This is a genomic window from Streptomyces sp. NPDC025793 (assembly GCF_055558375.1).
Map to the genome: position 1 here is coordinate 228,712 of NZ_JBVHMR010000012.1, position 17,682 is coordinate 246,393.

At 72.4% G+C, this 17,682-nt stretch carries 18 protein-coding genes and 2 pseudogenes; 9 read left to right on the top strand and 11 right to left on the bottom strand.

Going from position 1 to position 17,682, the window contains the following annotated elements; translation table 11 throughout:
• Window positions 1-2 precede the first annotated feature (2 nt).
• Window positions 3-992, top strand: coding sequence for a DMT family transporter (locus tag ACZ4MF_RS23790; protein WP_467493925.1), 990 nt, complete (start codon window positions 3-5; stop codon window positions 990-992).
• Between the two features lie 160 nt (window positions 993-1,152).
• Here the strand turns inward: ACZ4MF_RS23790 and ACZ4MF_RS23795 are convergent, their stop codons facing one another.
• Window positions 1,153-2,484 (bottom strand): aminotransferase class I/II-fold pyridoxal phosphate-dependent enzyme, encoded by a 1,332-nt coding sequence (locus ACZ4MF_RS23795; protein ID WP_467493926.1) that lies wholly within the window; start codon window positions 2,482-2,484, stop codon window positions 1,153-1,155.
• A gap of 70 nt (window positions 2,485-2,554) precedes the next feature.
• On the opposite strand from ACZ4MF_RS23795, the gene ACZ4MF_RS23800 reads away from it, so the two are divergent.
• A complete protein-coding gene (locus ACZ4MF_RS23800; RefSeq protein ID WP_467493927.1) occupies window positions 2,555-3,235 on the top strand; it encodes a pyridoxamine 5'-phosphate oxidase family protein in 681 nt (226 codons plus the stop codon).
• A 12-nt stretch (window positions 3,236-3,247) separates the two neighbouring features.
• Here ACZ4MF_RS23800 and ACZ4MF_RS23805 read toward each other — a convergent pair whose 3' ends face one another.
• From ACZ4MF_RS23805 to ACZ4MF_RS23815, 3 genes are all read right to left on the bottom strand, one after another.
• Window positions 3,248-4,198, bottom strand: coding sequence for a DMT family transporter (locus tag ACZ4MF_RS23805; RefSeq protein WP_467493928.1), 951 nt, complete (start codon window positions 4,196-4,198; stop codon window positions 3,248-3,250).
• Between the two features lie 189 nt (window positions 4,199-4,387).
• Window positions 4,388-5,380, bottom strand: a complete 993-nt coding sequence (locus tag ACZ4MF_RS23810; protein WP_467493929.1) for an EamA family transporter — start codon at window positions 5,378-5,380, stop codon at window positions 4,388-4,390.
• 115 nt (window positions 5,381-5,495) lie between these two features.
• Window positions 5,496-6,080, bottom strand: coding sequence for a peptidase (locus ACZ4MF_RS23815; RefSeq protein WP_467493930.1), 585 nt, complete (start codon window positions 6,078-6,080; stop codon window positions 5,496-5,498).
• A gap of 123 nt (window positions 6,081-6,203) precedes the next feature.
• On the opposite strand from ACZ4MF_RS23815, the gene ACZ4MF_RS23820 reads away from it, so the two are divergent.
• Window positions 6,204-6,365, top strand: coding sequence for a hypothetical protein (locus ACZ4MF_RS23820; RefSeq protein ID WP_467493931.1), 162 nt, complete (start codon window positions 6,204-6,206; stop codon window positions 6,363-6,365).
• A gap of 61 nt (window positions 6,366-6,426) precedes the next feature.
• A complete protein-coding gene (locus tag ACZ4MF_RS23825; RefSeq protein ID WP_356029980.1) occupies window positions 6,427-6,855 on the top strand; it encodes a type II toxin-antitoxin system Rv0910 family toxin in 429 nt (142 codons plus the stop codon).
• A gap of 76 nt (window positions 6,856-6,931) precedes the next feature.
• Here the strand turns inward: ACZ4MF_RS23825 and ACZ4MF_RS23830 are convergent, their stop codons facing one another.
• The gene (locus ACZ4MF_RS23830) at window positions 6,932-7,558 is read right to left on the bottom strand and encodes a PadR family transcriptional regulator (RefSeq protein ID WP_079177243.1); all 627 of its coding nucleotides are present in this window, start codon (window positions 7,556-7,558) and stop codon (window positions 6,932-6,934) included.
• Between the two features lie 342 nt (window positions 7,559-7,900).
• Between ACZ4MF_RS23830 and ACZ4MF_RS23835 the strand changes: the two genes are divergently transcribed.
• A complete protein-coding gene (locus ACZ4MF_RS23835; protein WP_467493932.1) occupies window positions 7,901-8,329 on the top strand; it encodes a VOC family protein in 429 nt (142 codons plus the stop codon).
• 97 nt (window positions 8,330-8,426) lie between these two features.
• Here ACZ4MF_RS23835 and ACZ4MF_RS23840 read toward each other — a convergent pair.
• Window positions 8,427-8,747, bottom strand: a pseudogene (locus tag ACZ4MF_RS23840) (TetR/AcrR family transcriptional regulator); the annotation flags it as partial.
• Between the two features lie 216 nt (window positions 8,748-8,963).
• Window positions 8,964-9,398 carry a VOC family protein gene (locus ACZ4MF_RS23845; protein WP_467493933.1) on the bottom strand — a complete coding sequence of 145 codons (435 nt, stop codon included), beginning with the start codon at window positions 9,396-9,398 and terminating at the stop codon, window positions 8,964-8,966.
• 120 nt (window positions 9,399-9,518) lie between these two features.
• On the opposite strand from ACZ4MF_RS23845, the gene ACZ4MF_RS23850 reads away from it, so the two are divergent.
• A complete protein-coding gene (locus tag ACZ4MF_RS23850; protein ID WP_467493934.1) occupies window positions 9,519-10,331 on the top strand; it encodes a PhzF family phenazine biosynthesis protein in 813 nt (270 codons plus the stop codon).
• An 8-nt stretch (window positions 10,332-10,339) separates the two neighbouring features.
• On the opposite strand, the gene ACZ4MF_RS23855 is transcribed toward ACZ4MF_RS23850, so the two are convergent.
• Together ACZ4MF_RS23855 and ACZ4MF_RS23860 are read right to left on the bottom strand one after the other, a co-directional pair.
• The gene (locus tag ACZ4MF_RS23855; protein WP_467493935.1) at window positions 10,340-11,140 is read right to left on the bottom strand and encodes a CPBP family intramembrane glutamic endopeptidase; all 801 of its coding nucleotides are present in this window, start codon (window positions 11,138-11,140) and stop codon (window positions 10,340-10,342) included.
• A 130-nt stretch (window positions 11,141-11,270) separates the two neighbouring features.
• On the bottom strand, window positions 11,271-12,809 hold the full coding sequence (locus ACZ4MF_RS23860) for a glutamate-cysteine ligase family protein (RefSeq protein ID WP_467493936.1): 1,539 nt from the start codon (window positions 12,807-12,809) through the stop codon (window positions 11,271-11,273).
• A gap of 571 nt (window positions 12,810-13,380) precedes the next feature.
• Here ACZ4MF_RS23860 and ACZ4MF_RS23865 point away from each other — a divergent pair.
• Window positions 13,381-13,980, top strand: coding sequence for a hypothetical protein (locus ACZ4MF_RS23865; protein WP_467493937.1), 600 nt, complete (start codon window positions 13,381-13,383; stop codon window positions 13,978-13,980).
• Window positions 13,981-14,296: 316 nt separating this feature from the next.
• Complete coding sequence (locus ACZ4MF_RS23870; protein WP_071377983.1) at window positions 14,297-14,503, top strand: DUF5999 family protein; 207 nt, start codon at window positions 14,297-14,299, stop codon at window positions 14,501-14,503.
• A gap of 100 nt (window positions 14,504-14,603) precedes the next feature.
• Here the strand turns inward: ACZ4MF_RS23870 and ACZ4MF_RS23875 are convergent, their stop codons facing one another.
• Together ACZ4MF_RS23875 and ACZ4MF_RS23880 are read right to left on the bottom strand one after the other, a co-directional pair.
• Window positions 14,604-15,647 (bottom strand): glycoside hydrolase family 10 protein, encoded by a 1,044-nt coding sequence (locus ACZ4MF_RS23875; RefSeq protein WP_467493938.1) that lies wholly within the window; start codon window positions 15,645-15,647, stop codon window positions 14,604-14,606.
• 159 nt (window positions 15,648-15,806) lie between these two features.
• A pseudogene (locus ACZ4MF_RS23880) lies at window positions 15,807-16,897 on the bottom strand (family 43 glycosylhydrolase).
• A gap of 209 nt (window positions 16,898-17,106) precedes the next feature.
• Here ACZ4MF_RS23880 and ACZ4MF_RS23885 point away from each other — a divergent pair.
• Window positions 17,107-17,637, top strand: coding sequence for a universal stress protein (locus tag ACZ4MF_RS23885; protein WP_467493939.1), 531 nt, complete (start codon window positions 17,107-17,109; stop codon window positions 17,635-17,637).
• Window positions 17,638-17,682 lie beyond the last annotated feature (45 nt).

The window sequence follows — 17,682 nt, forward strand, 5'->3', positions numbered from 1 at the left end:
GATTGTGCTACGAGGTTGGCTCCGGGCATCGTGAAGCCATGCGCAGCACGGTCACCGCACCCCCAGCCCAGTCCTCCCCCACGTCCGCCGCGTCGCCGTCCCGGCCCCGCCCTCGCCTCGACTGGCGGCTCCGCTTCGGCGCGCTGTCCCTGATCTGGGGCTTCAGCTTTCTGCTGATCAAGGTCGGGACGGACGGCTACGCGCCGTTCCAGGTCACCCTCGGACGGCTGGCGTTCGGCACGGCGGTACTGGCGGGTGCGATGGCGGTCAAGCGTGAGCGGCTGCCCCGCGGGGCCCGCCTGTGGGGTCACATGGCGGTCGCCGCGTTCTTCCTGAACGCTCTCCCCTTCTCCCTCTTCGCCTACTCCGAGCTGACGATCCCGTCCACGCTGGCCGGCATCTGCAACGCGACCTCGCCGCTGTGGGGCATGGCCCTGTCCCTGGTCGCCCTCTCCGAGGACCGGCCGACCCGGGTCCGCGTGGCCGGCCTCGGCCTGGGCTTCCTCGGGGTGCTGACCGTGCTGGGCGTGTGGCAGGGCTTCCACGGCCTGGACGCCACGGGTACGGCGCTGGCGCTGCTGGCCTCGTTGAGCTATCCCGTCGGCTGGATCTACGTCCGCCGGACACTCGCCGGAACCGGCAACTCCCACCTGTCGATGACCGGGGCGCAGCTGCTGCTCGCCACGCTCCAACTGGCCGTGGTGACACCGCTGTTCACCGGTTTCCCGACGCATCTCTCGCCGGCGCCCCTGCTGGCGGTCGCCGCGCTGGGCGCCCTGGGGACGGGACTCGCGGTGCTCATCCAGTACGGCCTGGTCGCGGAGGTCGGCCCGACGACCGCGCAGATGGTCACGTACTTCATCCCGGTCATCGCCACCGCCGCCGGCGTCGCGATCCTCGGGGAGTCGCTGCGCTGGACCACGCCGGTCGGAGCGGTGATCGTGCTGGCGGGGGCCGCCCTGACGCAGGTGCGGGGGCGGAAGGGGGCCTGAGCGCTCCGCTGGAAGTGCCGCGATGTGCCGTCGCTCGTCCGCGGCGCCGTCCTGACCGGTCGCGCCCACGCGGCGGCAGCCGCATACCAGACACGGCCCCGCGCCCCTTCGGGCCGCTGCCGAGCCGCGGCGGACTCCCCCGGCCCTGCCGGGGGAGCGTTCACCCGTAGACCCGCGCCGGGGACGGCCGTACCGCTGCCGCGACCGCCTCCGCCAGGGGGGCGATGTCCTTCTCCGTGAGCGTCGAGACGGTGATACGGATCGCCGGGGGGCTGTTCAGGCGGTAGCGGGCGCCAGGGGCCACCGCCCAGCCGGACTGGACGAGGCGGACCACCGCACCCGTCTCGTCGGGGACCGGGATCCAGACGTTCATGCCGCTGCGGCCGTGGCCGACGACGCCCCGGTCCGCGAGGGCGTCGAGCAGCGCGTCCCTGCGTGCGCCGTACGACCGCGCCACCGCCGTGCGGTCCACGGCGCCCTCCCGCCACAGCCGGACCACGGCCCGTTGCAGCAGCAGGCTGACCCAGCCCGGGCCCAGGCGCTGACGGCCGCGCACCCGGTCGACGGTGACCGGGTCACCGGTGAGGACCGCCACGCGCAGGTCGGGGCCGTAGGTCTTGGAGGCGGAGCGGACGACGGCCCAGTGGCGGGTGACGCCCGCGAGGGGGTGCAGCGGGAGGTCGACGATGCCGTGGCCGTGGTCGTCCTCGATCAGCAGGGTCCCCGGATGGTCGCGCAAGACCGCGCGCAGCGCACGCGCGCGCGTGGCGGTCACCGAGGCGCCGGTCGGATTCTGGGCGCGGTCGGTGACGATCAGCGCGCGGGCCCCGGCGTCGAGGGCCGCGCGCAGGTCTTCGGGGCGCGGCCCGTCGTCGTCCACGGCCACCGCAAGGGGGCGCAGGCCCAGGGCGGGGACCAGGTCCAGGACGCTGCCCCAGCCCGGGTCCTCGACGGCGACGACGTCACCCGGTCTGAGGTGGGCCGACAGGACGCGTTCGATGGCGTCGAGGGAACCGGACGTCACGGTCAGCGGGCCCTCGGGGACGCCGTCGGCGTCGAGTTCGGCGCGGGCGAGGCGGACGAGCTCCGCGTCGACGGGGTCGTCGCCGTAGCGGACGGGCCGTCGGTCGCCCTCCCGCGCCGCCGCGGTGAGGGCCGGGGCGAGGAGGGGCAGCAGGGCCGGGTCCGGGTTGCCGGAAGCCAGGTCGCGGCCCCCGGCGGGGACCTCCACGCGCAGTTCCTCGCGTCCGGTGGTGGCCGGCCTGGGGCGCACCCGGCTGCCGCGGCGGCCGGCCGTCTCGATCACCCCGCGCTCGCGCAGGGTGCGATAGGCGGCCGCGACCGTGTTGGGATTCACGCCCAGCCGAACCGCCAACTCCCGCATGGGCGGCAGGGATTGCCCCGGTACGAGCTCACCGGAACCGACCGCGCCCTCGATGCCGGCCGCAATCTCTGCTGCGCCGCGCCCTTCGATCCGATACTCTCCTAGCACAAAACCAATTATGCACTAGTGCAATACGGGCCGCAACGCGGCTCGTCACAGCTCGCCATGGAGGACCGTCATGCAGGGGACGACCGAGGAATCCCGGGCCGCCGCCTACACCCCGACCGACCGCACCGTGCCCACGCGCTCCGCGGACCGGGCGTCGTACGACAGGGAACTGGTGCACGCGATACTCGACGAGGGGTACGTCTGCCACCTCGGCTTCGTCCGGGACGGGGCACCCGTGGTGCTGCCGACGCTCTACGGCCGGGTCGGCGAGCGGCTCTACGTCCACGGGTCCACCGGTTCCCGTCCGCTGCGGATGTCCGGCGCGGCCGACCCGGGGCTGGCGGTGTGCCTGACGGTCACCCACGTGGACGGGCTGGTGCTCGCCCGCTCCGCCTTCCACCACTCGATCAACTACCGCTCCGTGGTGGTGCACGGCGTCGCGCACCAGGTCACCGACCCCGAGGAGCGGCGCCTCGCCCTGGACGCGCTGGTGGACCACGTCGTGCCGGGCCGGGCCGCCGACTCCCGGCCCGCGAACAAGAAGGAGCTGGCCGCCACCGCGGTGATCCGCCTGGACCTGGACGAGGTCTCGGCCAAGGTCCGCACCGGCGGCGCGAACGACGAGCCGGAGGACCTCGCCCTGCCGCACTGGGCCGGCGTCGTCCCCCTCCGCAAGGGCTACGACACGCCGGTCCCCAACGCCGACCTGGCCCCCGGCATCGCGCTGCCGGACTACCTCAGGGCGCGGTAGGGCGGCGCGGTCTCACCGGGACCGGCCCCGCCGGCCGGCGCCGCGTGCCTCGCTCACCGCGAGGCCCGCGACCGCCGTGAGCATCAGCAAAGCGCCGGCCGCTGTCGCCGCCGTGAGCCGTTCGCCGAGCAGTCCGACGGCGAGCACGGCCGCGGTCACCGGCTCCAGCAGCATGATCACGGAGACGGTGGCGGACCGTACGACGGCCGCTCCCGCGAAGTACAGGGCGTACGCGAGAGCGGTCGGCACGGCGGCGATGTAGCAGAGGAGCCAGAGCAGCCGGGCCGGGTGGGCGGTGTGCGGGAGCAGCCCGTCGTGCAGGGCGAACGGCAGCAGACACAGGCCGGTCACCGCGAAGGCCGAGACGGTGGTGTCGGAGGCGTCGACCGCGCCGCTCCTCCCCCGCCGGCGGGTCAGCAGGGTCATGACGGCGTATCCGGCGGCCGACAGCAGCGCCGGCAGCACGCCCGCCGGGCGGACGGTCGCGGCCGAGCCGCCGAAGGTCAGCACGGCCAGCCCGGCGAGCGCGCCGCCGACGGCCAGGACACCGCCCGCGCCGAGCCGTTCCCCGAGCAGGAGCCGGGCACCGAGTGAGATGAGCACGGGCCCCGCGCCGAGGGTGACGACGGTGGCCACGGCGAGCCCGGTCGACTCCACGGCCGCGAAGTAGGCGCTCTGGAACACCGCCAGCCCGAGGCCCGTGACGAGGGCCCGGACCATCCGGCGCGGCAGCGGTTCGGTGGCGGCCGGCCGGGTCTTGGGGCGCAGCCCGCGCCCGGCCAGCAGCAACAGCAGCCCCAGCGCGCAGCGCCAGAACGACAGGCCGAAGGCGCCCAGGTCACTGGTCCGGTAGACCAGGGAGGCGGCGGCGCCGGCGGTGCCCCAGGCGGCACCGGTGACGATCAGACAGAGCAGGCCACGCCCGACGGGCAGGCCGGAAGAGACGTTCGGGTTCGTCGACAAGAGAGTTTCTCCGCAGAAACGCACCGACGGGGTGCGGAAGTTCGAAGGCGACCCGCTTCAGCGGGGCGCGCGGACTTCGTCTGCGGGCAGCACCGTCCGGCCCGGCGCACACGCGCCGGGCGGTGTCCCGGAGGCCCGCCTCAGGCGGCCGGGGGCGAGAGAACGAGGAGGGACGGCACGATCGGCACCCTAGGCGGACGTCCCGCGCGCGGACAACTCCCTTTCCGGCCCGCCCGAGGCCACGGGATCGGCGGAGCCCTTGGCCGGGGCGGAGGACTGCGCGATGAACGCGCCGACCAGCACGACCAGTCCGCCGGCGAGCTGCGGCGCCGAGAGGTGCTCGCCGAGCAGCACCCAGGCCAGCACGGTCGCGATGACCGCCTCCAGGCAGGCGACGACCCCGGCGACCTGCGGCGACAGCCGCCGTACCGAGAGCACTCCGGTGACGTACGCGACGACCGTGGCGATCAGCACGATCCAGGCCAACAGGGCGACGGCGGGTACGGCGGTGCCGTTCATCTCCGCGGAGCCGGTCAGCACCGTCCAGCGCATGGTCCAGGGGCGGGCCACCACGGTCAGCACGGCGGCGCCGACGAGCAGCCCGTACGCGATGACGCCGAGCGGGTCCGGGGCCTCCTCCCCCGCGTCGCTGCCCTGGTCGGCGAGGACGAAGTAGCCGACCTGGCAGCAGGCGGCGGCGAGCGCGAACAGCAGGCCGAGCGCGTCGAAGCTCAGTCCCGACCAGACCTCGACCACACAGGCGAGACCGCCGGCCGCGAGGACGACACCGAGCGCGGCGGCGCGGGTCACCGGCCGCCGCTGGACGAAGCGCACCCAGCCCAGCACCAGGGCCGGGGCCAGATATTCGATGAGCAGCGCCACGCCCACCGGGATCCGGGAGAGCGCGGCGAAGTAGCAGGCCTGGACACCGGCGACGGCGAGCAGTCCGAACCCGGCGAGCAGCGCGGGCCGGCGGCGCGGCAGGCTCCGGTGGCGCACGGCGAGCGGCAGCATGACCAGGGCGGCGCCGGTGACCCGCAGCCACACCACGTGGAGCGGGTCGAGTCCCGCCTCGATCAGTGGTTTCGCGGCCACCCCGGACCCGCCGAAGGCGAGCGCCGACACGAGCGCGAGACCGAGTCCGGCGCCCTTGCCGTGACTGCCCTGACTGCTTTCAGACATCTGCACCGGCACATGATGACAGGCGGCGACATGAGCGTCACGCCCTTTGACACCTGTCTCAGGGGATGGACCGCGCGCGCTCCGACAGGCCGGCGGCCGCTCCGGATTCGGCGGTTCAGCAGCTCGTGCCCCCGTCGCCCGCGTACTCCCCGGTGCCGGCGTCGATGCGGGCGCCCAGGTCGAGGGCGGAGATGCCGGCGCGTTCGAGGACCTCGACCGCCCGGGCGCCGGGGTCCGCGGTGAGCGCGGCGAGCAGATCCGTGCCGGCGGGGCGGAGCTCGCCGCGGCGCCGGGCCCGCTCGCGGGCGTCCCTCATGGCGGAGGCCGCGGTGGGCGACCAGGCGGGGGTGTCCCGGGTGTCGCGCGCGAGGGAGCGGGCCGGAGCGGGTACGACGGCGATGGCGCCGGAGTCCTCCACGCTGCCCTGCCAGCGCAGGCCGTAGCCGATGCTGCGCTGCACGAGGTAGCCGAGGAGCCTCGCGAGCCGTTGCGGGTCGCCGACGACGGCGCGGGCCCCGGGGTCGTGCTCCAGGAGGGAGTGCAGCAGATGGGCGGTGTCGATCTGCCGGTCCCCGTCCCGGACGGCCCTCCGGCGGGCACCCGCGACCACCGCCGCCAGCTCGGCGCCGAGCGCGGCATCGTCCTCGATGTGCGGAACCGCCTCGTCATGGGCGGTCCCGCGGGTATTGCGGGGTTGCACAACCTCTACCCCATCAGCCTCAACGGCCCGAGTCATCCGCGGGCGGAACCATCTTCGCGTCCCACACAGAGTGGACGTCGCCGACCGCAATCTCATCCTTACGGAGGAGATTCCGCCGACATCGTGCAGAGCGCACGCGAGTGCCGGCTCGTGGCGCTGCCGGCGGTCGACGGCAAACAGTACGGCTACCGGGTGTACGCCCCGGAGGAGGCCATGCCGAGGCTGTCGCCTCACCATTTCCATGGCACCATTCCCACGCCATTCCTGACGGTTCATCAGTATTGAACATTGCGGCCCCTGCCGCTACGTTCCGCGACACCGTAGCCCGACACGAAGGGGTGGTCGCATGGCCGAAGTCAGCGCCGAGGCACGCTTGGAGGCGCAGGCCGAGAAGGTATGGGCGCAGCTCACCGACTGGTCGGCGTACGGGGAGTGGAACGCGACCCACACCAACTTCCCCAAGGGCGGCCCCCAGACCCTGGCGGTGGGCGGGACCTTCCAGGAGAACATGAAGCTGATGGGCTTCCCGGCGGAGGTCGAGTGGACCATCGAGGAGCTGGAGCCGGCCCGGGTGTTCGCCATCCGCGGCAAGGGCCCGATGGCCGTGACCGTCGCCACGCGCTACACGCTCACCCCCCAGGGCGAGGCCACGGTGGTCCGTATCGACGGCGAGTTCACGGGCGCCGCCGTCTCGCTCATGGCGGGCAAGCTCAAGGACTCGGCGACGGCCGCACTCAACGAGTCCCTGCGCAAGCTGGCCGGACTGGTGGCCTGAGGGGCGGACACGCGAGGGCGCCCCGCGAACGATCCACGGGGCGCCTTCGGTACGGGCCGGTGCTCGTCAGTGCTCGTCAGTGCTCGTCGGCGAGGATCAGGTACAGCTTCTTGCGGGCTTCGTTGATGACGGCCAGCGCCTTCTCGCGCTGTTCCTTGCTGCCGGTCTTCCAGACCTGACTGAACGCCTCCATCAGACCGAAGCCGGCCTGCCGGATCTCGCCGAGGGCCTCCCAGTCGACCCCGCGCGAGGCCTCCTCCCACGGGGCGTCCGGGCCCTCGTCGGCGACGGAACGCCCGTCCCCGGTGAGCGCGAACAGCTTCTTGCCGCCCTCGCTCTCACTGGCGATCAGGCCCTCGTCCTCCAACAGCTGGAGCGTGGGGTACACCGAGCCGGGGCTGGGCTTCCACGCGCCGCCGCTGCGTTCGGCGATCTCCTGGATCATCTCGTAGCCGTGCATCGGCCGGTCCTTCAGCAGGGCCAGGATCGAGGCGCGTACGTCACCGCGCCGCGCCCGCCCCCTCGGACCACCGCGTCCGCGGGGCCCCCAGGGACCGGGGCCGAACCCGGGCCCACCGGGACCGAACCCCGGCCCTCCCGGCCCGAAGGGCCCGAACGCGGCCCGCCGCCCCTCGAACCCACCCAGGCCCCGGTATCCGTGGCCCTCGTGCCGATGTCCGTGCTCGTATCCGTGGCTGCGCATCGCGATCACTCCATTCCATCGATGATCTGTCACGTCTGCATCGCGTATCGTTCGCGATGCCTCAACGATATATCGGAACCGATCGCATGACAATGCCCTTTCCTAGCTGTCGTACCCGGCACGTCGGCTTCGAGCCGTGGCTGGAGGACCGGCTGTCGCCGATGGACTTCGATGCGAGAGTGGCGGGGATCGGCCCACAGCCGTTCCGGCTGCACCGGCAGGACGGTGAGCGGGAACGCCGATGGTCCCGGACTGCTTCGCGCCTTTGCGACCCGGAGACCTGCCGTCCGGTGTCGAAACCCCGGGACCTCGACGGTCGACACCCGCCAATACGGTGGACCCATGACGTCGATCAAGAAGTTCCAAGTCACCTTCGACTGCGCGGAACCCGAGCGCCTCGCCCGCTTCTGGTGCGAGGTGCTGGGATACGTCGTACCACCGCCACCGGAGGGGTTTGCCACATGGGACGAATTCAAGCGCTCGCAGCCACCTGAGCAGCGGGATGCCTGGTTCGCCTGCATCGATCCCTCGGGCGTGGGCCCGCGCCTGTACTTCCAGCGCGTCCCCGAAGGGAAGGTCGTCAAGAACCGGGTTCATCTCGATGTCCGGGTCGGCACCGGGCTCGTGGGTGAAGAACGTCTCGCCGCGCTGGAGGCCGAGTGTGCACGACTGGTCCCGCTCGGCGCGGTACACGTGCAAACGCTGTACGACGGCAATGATGCGTGCATCCCGATGCAGGACATCGAGGGCAACGAGTTCTGTATCGACTGAGGTGCGCCTCGTCCTGACTGTCCATCACGAGATCCACACCGTGATCGATGAGGGACCTCCCGGACACCAGAGCGCGGGCGGTGTCGGCGAAGTACTGCAGCGCGATCAGGTGGCTCTCCTGCGCCCGGACGGACGTGGCGAGCCGGGACCCCGGGTCCGGGTCGTGCAGGGCCATGTCCAGCAGGGTGATCTGGAGCGACCGGCGCGACAGCGCGTCCGGGGCGTCACAGCTGCGCCGGCAGTACCGGGCAAAGGCGTCGACCGCTTCCAGCAGATCGAGTCCGGCGGGAACCGCCTGCTCGATCTCCTCGTAGTACGGCCGCAGGTAGTCGGCGACCAGGGCGACAACCAGGCCGTTCTCGCTCCCGAACAGTGCGTAGACGGCGCCGGTGGTCAGGCCGGCGCCGCCCCGCTCGGCCGGTTACTCGGCACGCCGGCCTGGTTGATGGTCGTCTCGGTCGTGGCGCTGTTGATCGGCGGCGGTATCGGGATCGGATACGTGCGCAGCCGGTCGATGCGCACGTACACGCGGCTCATGACCGCCTACGACACCGGCTCAGCCGCCCCCATCGTGTTCGCCTGGTAGCCGCCGATCCGGACGGAAAGGCTGACCCGGGTTGGAAGTAGGATCCTCTCAGTCGAGGCAGAACTCGTTGCCCTCGACGTCCTGCATCACGAGGCACGACTCGTTCTCCTCGTCGGCCGGCAGCAGTTGCACGCGTGCCGCGCCGAGCGCCACCAGTCGTGCACACTCGGCCTCCAGTACGGCGAGGCGTTCTTCACCCACGAGCCCGGTGCCGACCCGGACATCGAGATGAACCCGGTTCTTGACGGTCTTGCCCTCGGGGACGCGCTGGAAGTACAGGCGCGGGCCCACACCCGAGGGATCGCTGCAGGCGAACCACGCGCCCTGATCCTCAGGCGGCAGCGTGCGGTTGAACTCGTCCCATGTGGCAAACCCCTCCGGCGGCGACGGTGCGACGTATCCCAGCACCTCGCACCAGAAGCGGGCGACGCGCTCGGGTTCCGCGCAGTCGAAGGTGACCTGGAACTTCTTGATCGACGCCATCGGCCCACCATAGTTCGCGTGTGCTGTGCACCGCGACCCCGGGGCAGTGACCGCGAAAACGTGCCAGGACTCGTGCATTGGCCTTGGGCCGGTGCCCGGCGCGGCCGCTAGCGTCGGCTCATGCGCATTCGAATCGTGGACGCCTTCACCGACCGCCCCTTCACCGGCAACCCGGCCGGGGTCCTGCTCCTGGACGACGCCTTCCCGGACGACACCTGGCTCCAGAACGTCGCCATGGAGGTCAACCACGCCGAGACGGCGTTCGCGCACCGGCTGCCCGAGGGCGCCGAGGCCGACTGGGCGCTGCGCTGGTTCACGCCCGTCACGGAGGTCGCGATGTGCGGGCACGCCACGCTCGCCACGGCCCACGTCCTGCACACCACCGGCGCCCACACGGGCCCGGCGCGGTTCGCCACCCGCAGCGGCGTCCTCGTGGCCACGCCCGCCGCGGACGGCTCGATCACCCTCGACTTCCCGACCGCCCCGCTCACCCGGGTCGAGGCCCCGGCCGGCATCGCCGACGCGCTCGGCGCCGAGCCGGTCGCCGTCTTCGACACCGGCGCGAACGTCGGTGACCTGCTGGTGGAACTGGCGGACGAGAAAACGGTGCTGGGGCTCGCCCCGGACCACAGGGCCCTGGCCGGCTACTCCTCACGGGGCATCATCGCCACGGCTCGCGCCGAGGACCCCGCCCGGGGCTACGACTTCGTCTCGCGCTGCTTCTTCCCGAACGTCGGCATCGACGAGGACCCGGTCACCGGCTCCGCCCACACCGCGCTCGCCCCGCACTGGTCCGCCCGGCTGGGCCGCGACGACCTCACGGGGCTCCAGGCCTCCCGCCGCACCGGTCTCGTCCGCACCGCACTGCGCGGCGGACGCACGCTGCTCACCGGCCGCGCGGTCACCGTCGTCGACGGCGAACTGCACGCCTGACGCCGCGTTCAGCCCGTCGGCAGCCAGGACACCCGGTGCGCGAGCAGGGCGTAGCCGACGAACGCGCCGATGTCGAGCAGGGAATGCGCGACGACCAGCGGACCGACGCGCCCCCAGCGGCGGTACAGGTACACGAAGACCACGCCCATCACCATGTTGCCGACGAAGCCGCCGACGCCCTGGTAGAGGTGGTACGAGCCGCGCAGGACCGCGCTGGCGACCAGTGCGGTCCCCACGGACCAGCCCAACTGGCCGAGCCTGCGCAGCAGATAGCCGACGACGATGACCTCTTCGAGGACCGCGTTCTGCACGGCGGACAGGACCAGCACGGGGTACTTCCACCACACGTTCGGCAGCGCCTCGGGGATGACCGTGAGGTTGAAGCCGAGACCGCGGGCGGCCAGGTAGAAGGCGATGCCGGTGCTGCCGATCACCGCCGCGATCGTGGCGCCCCGGCCGAGGTCGGGCCACGGCCTGGTGCGGTCGAAGCCCAGCGTGCGCAGGCCGGCGCCCTCGCGCAGCAGCAGATGGGCGACCAGGGCCACGGGGACCAGAGCGGTCGCGATGCCGAAGAGCTGCCAGGTGAGGTCCAGCCAGGGGCGGCCCGGGGCGGCCGACGCGTTCATGGTGGCCGCCTGGTCCTTCAGGCCGCCCGGCTTGGTCACCGAGCCGATGAAGCTGATCAGCGCGGAGACCCCGCTCGCGCCCAGCGACAGCGCGAGCACGAGCAGCGTCTCGTCCCGCAGGATCCGCCGCGGGTCGCGCTGCCGCGCCCCCGGATCGGCCACCGCGTCAGCCTCCACCTGCACCCCTGCCTCCCGCCGGTTCACGGGCCCGCGGGCCCACCTGTCGCCTGGCAAGGATCGCAGAAGGAGATGTGAGCACGGTGAGGACGGCGCAGTGGTACGACACCGAGCACTGCGCCCCGCCCCCACAAGCTCAGGCCAGCTCAGCCCCCAGCCCCAGCGGAGCGACCGGTTCCGGTAGTCCCACCGGCCACATGTGCACCGGCTCCCCCGCGAGCATCAGCTCGGCATAGCGGCGCGTCGTCGCGGCCAGGGCCGCCTCGCGGGTCAGTCCCTGTTCGAGGGCCCGGTGGAAGGTGGCCGCCTGCCAGGACGCCCCGTTCACCCGGCGCCGGCAGCGCTCCTCGACGACGCCCAGGTAGAGGTCCCGGTCGGCGGCCTCCACCCCCCACGCGTCCAGCCCGGCGGAGGCCAGCGGCAGCAGCTCGTCGCGGACCAGGGTGACCGCGTCCACCTCGCCCGTGCCGCCGTAGCGCCCGCGCCGCGGCCACACGAAGCGCGCGTCGATGCCGTACCGGCACGCGGCGTCGAAGTTGGCCTCGGCCGCGGCGAAGGGCAGCCGGGTCCACACCGGCCGGCTCTCCTCGGCGAGGGAGCGCACCAGGCCGTAGTAGAAGGCCGCGTTGGCGATCACGTCGATGACGGTCGGCCCGGCCGGCAGCACCCGGTTCTCCACCCTCAGGTGCGGTACGCCGTCCGCGATGCCGTACACCGGCCGGTTCCAGCGGTAGATCGTGCCGTTGTGCAGCACGAGTTCGGCGAGGCTGGGCGTGCCGCCGGCGGCGACGACCTCCAGCGGTTCCTCGTCGTCGCACAGGGGCAGCAGGGCCGGGAAGAAGCGCAGGTTCTCGGCGAACAGTTCGTACGCGGAAGTGATCCAGCGCTCGCCGAACCAGGTGCGCGGCCGTACGCCCTGTGCCTGGAGTTCGGGCGGGCGGGTGTCGGTGGACTGGAGGAACAGCGGGGGCCGGGACTCGCGCCACAGCTCGTGCCCGAACAGGAACGGCGAGTTGGCGCCGACGGCGATCTGAGGGGCGCACGCCACCTGCGCGGCGTTCCACACGTCGGCGAACCGGCCGGGGGTGACCTGGAGGTGCAGTTGTACGGAGGTGCAGGCGGCCTCGGGGACGATCGACTTCGCCGTACGGACGAGGTGCTCCACGCCCTCGATGTCGAGCCGGAAGTCCTCCCCGCGCGCGGCCACGATCTGGTCGTTGAGCAGGGTGTAGCGGTCGACCTCGGAGAGGTTGGCGGAGACCAGGTCGTCCGGGCCGAGCGTGGGCAGGATGCCGATCATGACGATGCCGGCGTCCACCTCGCGGGCCTTGCGGTCGGCATAGGCGAGCGACGTGCGCAGTTCCTCGGCGAGCCGGTCGAATACCCTGCCGCCCAGTCGGTGTGGGGCTATGTTGACTTCCAGGTTGAACATGGCGAGTTCTGTTTGGAAATCGCGGCTCGCGATGCGTTCCAGAACCTGACCGTTCAACATTTTCGGCATACCGTCGGTACCGGCGAGATTCAATTCGATCTCGACGCCCATGAGGTTCTTGGGGCGGTCGAATCGCTTCTCCACCAACAGCCGCTCCAGTCCCGCCAGGCACTTCTGGAGCTTTTCTCGGTAGCGCTGGCGATCGGACAGGTCGAACTGCCCCGCCACGACCTTCTCCCCCATCGAAGTGTCCCTCCTCGGTGGGCGGACCGACGTTACGGCCGCCGGGCTCCCGGGTGCAGGGGGGATGATGCCCAGCGGAAGCGATCGATAACGCCCCGCGCGAGCCCGACGCACGCTACTCTGTCGGATTGTTCCCAGAGGCATTTTCACCGGGCATGCAGCAGCCCGGCCCACCGGGTACCCGGCACATCTCGTGAAAAACGCCGACGACATTCGGCCGACCGCTACCGGCGCGTATTCCGAGGTCAGCGGGGCGGAACCGGTCCGGGAACCGGGAGGATTCCCGCATATCGGTGGCGTATTGCGCTCTTGCGCGGTTCACCGGAATCGGATAGACGAAACAACGGCCGAACACGCGTCGTATAAACTTCGCCCACAAGGCAGAAGGTTGACGCCCTCGGTCGTGGTTCCTGCCATGTTCCTGCCGTCGCGGTCACGGGAGGCAGACCGAGCCGCACCCACGTTCACCGACCCGGGCCACCACCCTTCCGGCCTTTCCGTGAGCAGACAGCGCCGTCCGCCCCACCCTCCTCGCGCCGCCGCGCCTGTCGAATGAGAGAGGCGACCCACCATGCCGCTGCACGTGCCCCCTGCCCCCGCGCCCGCCCTGCGTTCCGTCCTCGCCGCCCTCGGTTCCCCCACCGCCGTCCGCGAGGCCCGCACCCCGTCCCTGCGCGCCGCGCAGGGCCCGGCGACACCCGAACTCCCGCTTCCCGTCCATGTGCTGGACCGGATCACGCCCCAGGGGCTGTCCGCGACCCGGCTGGCCGGCTGGCGCTTCCTGATCCGCTGCGGCGACAAGGCGGTGGCCGCCGCCGACACCATGCTCACCCCGGACGGCTGGACCTTCTCGCACTTCTTCGAGGGCCCCTACGTCCCCTCCACCGAGCGCGCGATGCAGCAGGCGGAGGCGCTGCAACAGCCGTACCAGGCGCGACTGCTGTCCGTCCCCGGGCTGTACATGCTCACGCTGTGGCTGCACGGCGACGCCACCGCCGACGGCGCCGAGGGGCACCCGGCCGGCACCGATCTGCTCGTTCCCCTCGCCCCGGCCCCGCCCGGCATATCGGCGCACCGCCCGTTCCGGGTCGCCGAGCTGCTTCCGGTGCTGACCCACCGCGCCACCCCGCTCCCGCTCCTCGGCCCGACCGTGCTCGGCTCGCCCGCCTGACCCGACCTCCCGCGTGCCCCGTCGCCCCCCCCGGCGGCGGGGCACGCCCATGCCCGACACACGTGCCGGAACACCCGCGCCGGGGCCCAGGTCAGGGGCCCGGCCTGTATGGACTAGCCCCATCCGACCACGGCGAACCACCCAAAGGGACAGTGCACTTGGACTGAACCGTCCGCCCGGGTGACGCGTCATGAACCTGTGAGAAGCGGTGCCGCGAAATCCCTGCGGAATGACGCCCGGAGGGCAACACTGGGTTCCGACCGACTTATCACCACGGGGGACGGCCATGACCACGACAGAGCGAGAGATCCCACCCATGTGCCAGCACCAACCGCCGTGTCCGACAGCAGAGTCCGCCGACCGGGAGTCCGCCCGACTCGTGGCGCACCATCCCGAGCAGGGCTGGAGTCTGCTGTGCAACGGCGTCCTGCTCTTCGAGGACACCGGTGAGCTGCTGCCCGACGGCCGGATCATCGCCCCGCACCGCCCGCTGGGTGCGGAGCATGTGATGACCGCCGCCTGAGCGGAGGGCGCGCGAAGGACCTGCGGGGCCGGCCGCACCGTACGACGTGCGCACCGGCCCCGACGTGTGTCCAGGGGTGGTTACGGACCGTGCCCGACTGCTAGCTCAGCGCCTCCCGCAGCGCCTGGTACGCCGGCTTGGGGTTCAGCTGCTCGTCCCAGGGCAGGGCGGCACCCTCGCCGGGGAAGACCCCCGGGATCCAGGAGTACTTGTCGGTGTAGTCCCAGACGGTGATGCCCACGCACCGGCGCACGGCCAGGCAGGCCTGCGTCAACTGCCGGTACCAGTCGGCCTGTTCGGCCAGCTTCGCGTCGGTCGCGGGCAGTTGCATCCGTACGTCGACCTCGGTGAGCGCGGTGTCCAGGCCGAGGCGGGAGAAGCGGCTCAGGTTGTCCCTGAGCGTGGTGGGATAGCCGTACTGGAGCGCCAGATGGGTCTGGAAGCCGATGCCGTCGAGCGGGACGCCTTCGGCCTTGAGGTTCTTGGCGAGCGCGTAGTAGGCGTCGCTCTTCGGGCCGGTCGCCTCGATGTTGTAGTCGTTGAGGTACAGCCTGGCGTGCGGGTCGGCCTCGTGGGCCCAGCGCAGCGCGTCGGCGATGTAGCCGGGGCCGAGCGTCTTGTACCAGAGGGTCTCGCGGTAGGTGCCGTCCTCGTTGAAGGCCTCGTTGACGACGTCCCAGGAGTACACCTCGCCCCGGTAGTGCCGTACCTCGGTGGTGATGTGCTTCTTCAGCACGGCCCGCAGTTCGGTGGCCGTCCACTGCCTGGAGGTGAGCCAGTCGGGCAGCTGGCTGTGCCAGACCAGGGTGTGGGCGCGGACCTGCTGGTGGTGCTCGCGGGCCAGGCTCACGATCTGGTCGCCGTCGGCCCAGTCGAAGACGCCTTGTCGGGGCTCGGTGGCGTACCACTTCATGCCGTTGCCCGGTGTGATCATGTCGAACTCGTCGCCGAGGATCTTCGTGTAGGCGCTGTCGGTGAGTTCGGGGTTGTCGGTGGCGCTGCCGACGTAGCGGCCGTGGCGCCGGGCGAGATCGGCGAGCGTGGGCTGCCGGTCGTGGGCCTGGGCGGCGGGACCGGCGGCGACGCCGGCGGCCACGAGGACGGCCGCGAGGGCGCCGGCGAGTCTCAGACGTACCTGGGGCATGGTGCGGCTCCGATCTGCAGGAAGAGGGGTGTTCAGCCCTTGGCGGCGCCGGCGGCGGGACCGCCGACGAGTCGGCGTCTCGGCGGTCGAAACATTCGAGTAAATTCCCGAACGTTCGGAGTCGCGACTCTAGAAGGGCCCGTTGGGAGCGTCAAGGTGTCACGCACGAGGTCCGGGTGCGTAGTCGAACCAGTCGAAGGCCGCGGCGCCCTCGGTGACGTACATCCCGAGGACGCGACCGGTGAATCCGGTGGCCACCTGGGTGTGTTGGCGCGGATGTCGACGGCCAGAGCGACCGGGCGGTTTGCCGGTACGGGGTGTTCGGCGACGCGCTGGCGCACCGGGCCGATCCGGGCGAGCACGGCCGCCGTCGCGCCGGCCACCTCCAGGCCGTAGTGGTGCGCCTCGTCCGGCCGGACCGAAAGGCCCGCCCGGACGGCCCCGGGCTCCAGCCGAGCGGCGGCCCGGCAGTCGCGGTGCTGCCGGCGGCGGCCGACGCAGGTGTGCCGGGGCCGGTCGAGGCTGCCCCCGGTCGCGGTCAGGGTGAGCCGCCCGGGCCGCCGGGTGAGGGACCAGGACCGCGCGGGCCGACGGCGCGGGGAGATCCAGTACGGCGCGAGCACGGGGGCGGTGAAGTCGTCGCGCGCCGACGGCTGTTCGAGGGGCGCCCAGGTGGTGGGCGCCGGACGGCACTCCCCCACCCGGGGCCGGCCGTCGGCCCACTCCACCGGCACCAGGAAGGTCTCCCGGCCGAGGACGTGGAACTCCGGGAACCAGCCGCGCGGCCGGGTGCCGAGCAGCACCGTCCAGCAGCCGCCGTCGGCCGCCTGGACCAGGTCGGGCCGGTCCCCAGGGGCCGCGCGGCCAGCGGGCCCGGGCGGCCGAGGCGCCGTGCCCGAGCGCGGTCCCGCCCTCGGCGAGCAGCAGGTACCACCAGGCGCCGATCCGGTACAGGAGGGGCGCCTCGGGGTCCCTCGGTCCGGTGCCCGACCACACCGGGTCCGACCAGGGGCGCTCGGCGGTGACGAGGAAGGTGCCGCCGGCGGGGACGGCGTCGGGCAGCGTCGACCGGCCCGGCCGGTCGAGGACGTTGCCGAGCTGCCGCCGGTGCACCAGGTCCCGGCTGTGGAAGAGCGGGACACCGGGGAAGTACTCGAAGCTGGAGCACACGAGGTAGCAGTCGCCCCCGACCCGGCACACGCTCGGGTCGGGGTGGAAGCCGGGATGACGGGGTTGCCGTAGGTCCGCATGGCTCACCAGACTGTCGAAAGTTTCGATGATTAGCGCCGAACTCCATGGGTGCGACGCACTGCGGAAGAGGGTCGGGAAAGGTGTGCGCCCCGGCTGGTCGAATCCTGCGCGCGGAGGTGGGATGGAAGGGAGCAAGGGCCTTGCAGGCGGGTACGTCCGCACGCGTCACCCGGGCGTCGCCCGCCAGGGCGCGAGGAGCGGTGGAGCGATGTCCGGTTACGACGCCTCGACGGTGGCTCGGGTGGTGGTCGGCGTGAGCGGCTCCCTGGGCAGCGTCACGGCCCTGCGCCGGGCCACCGCGCTGGCCCGGCGGCTGGGCGCCGAACTGTGGACCGTGCTGGCCTGGGAGCCGCCGGGCGGCGATCCCGCCGCACGCCGCTCCCCCGTCGGCGGTCTGGTGGTCGAGGAGTGGCAGCGGCTGGCCCGGCAGCGGCTGATCGCGGTGCTGGAGGAGATCTTCGGCGGGGACGGCCCGGGGGTCCCGGTCCACGCCGTCGTCGTCCGCGGAGCGCCGGGCCCGGCGCTCGTCGCGACCGCGGACCGCGAGGACGACGTGCTGGTCGTCGGCGCGGGGCGGCGCGGACTGCACCGCGCCTTCTCCGGCCGGGTCTCCCGGCACTGTCTCGCCCACGCGATCTGCCCGGTCCTCGCCGTACCCCCCTCCCCGCTCGAATCCCAGCTGCTGTCGGTCCACCGGCGGAACACATGGCATCTGCGCATGGACCTCCGCCGGCTGTAGGAGCGGTCCGGCACGCCGACCACGGTCACGCACCGTGGTCGCGAG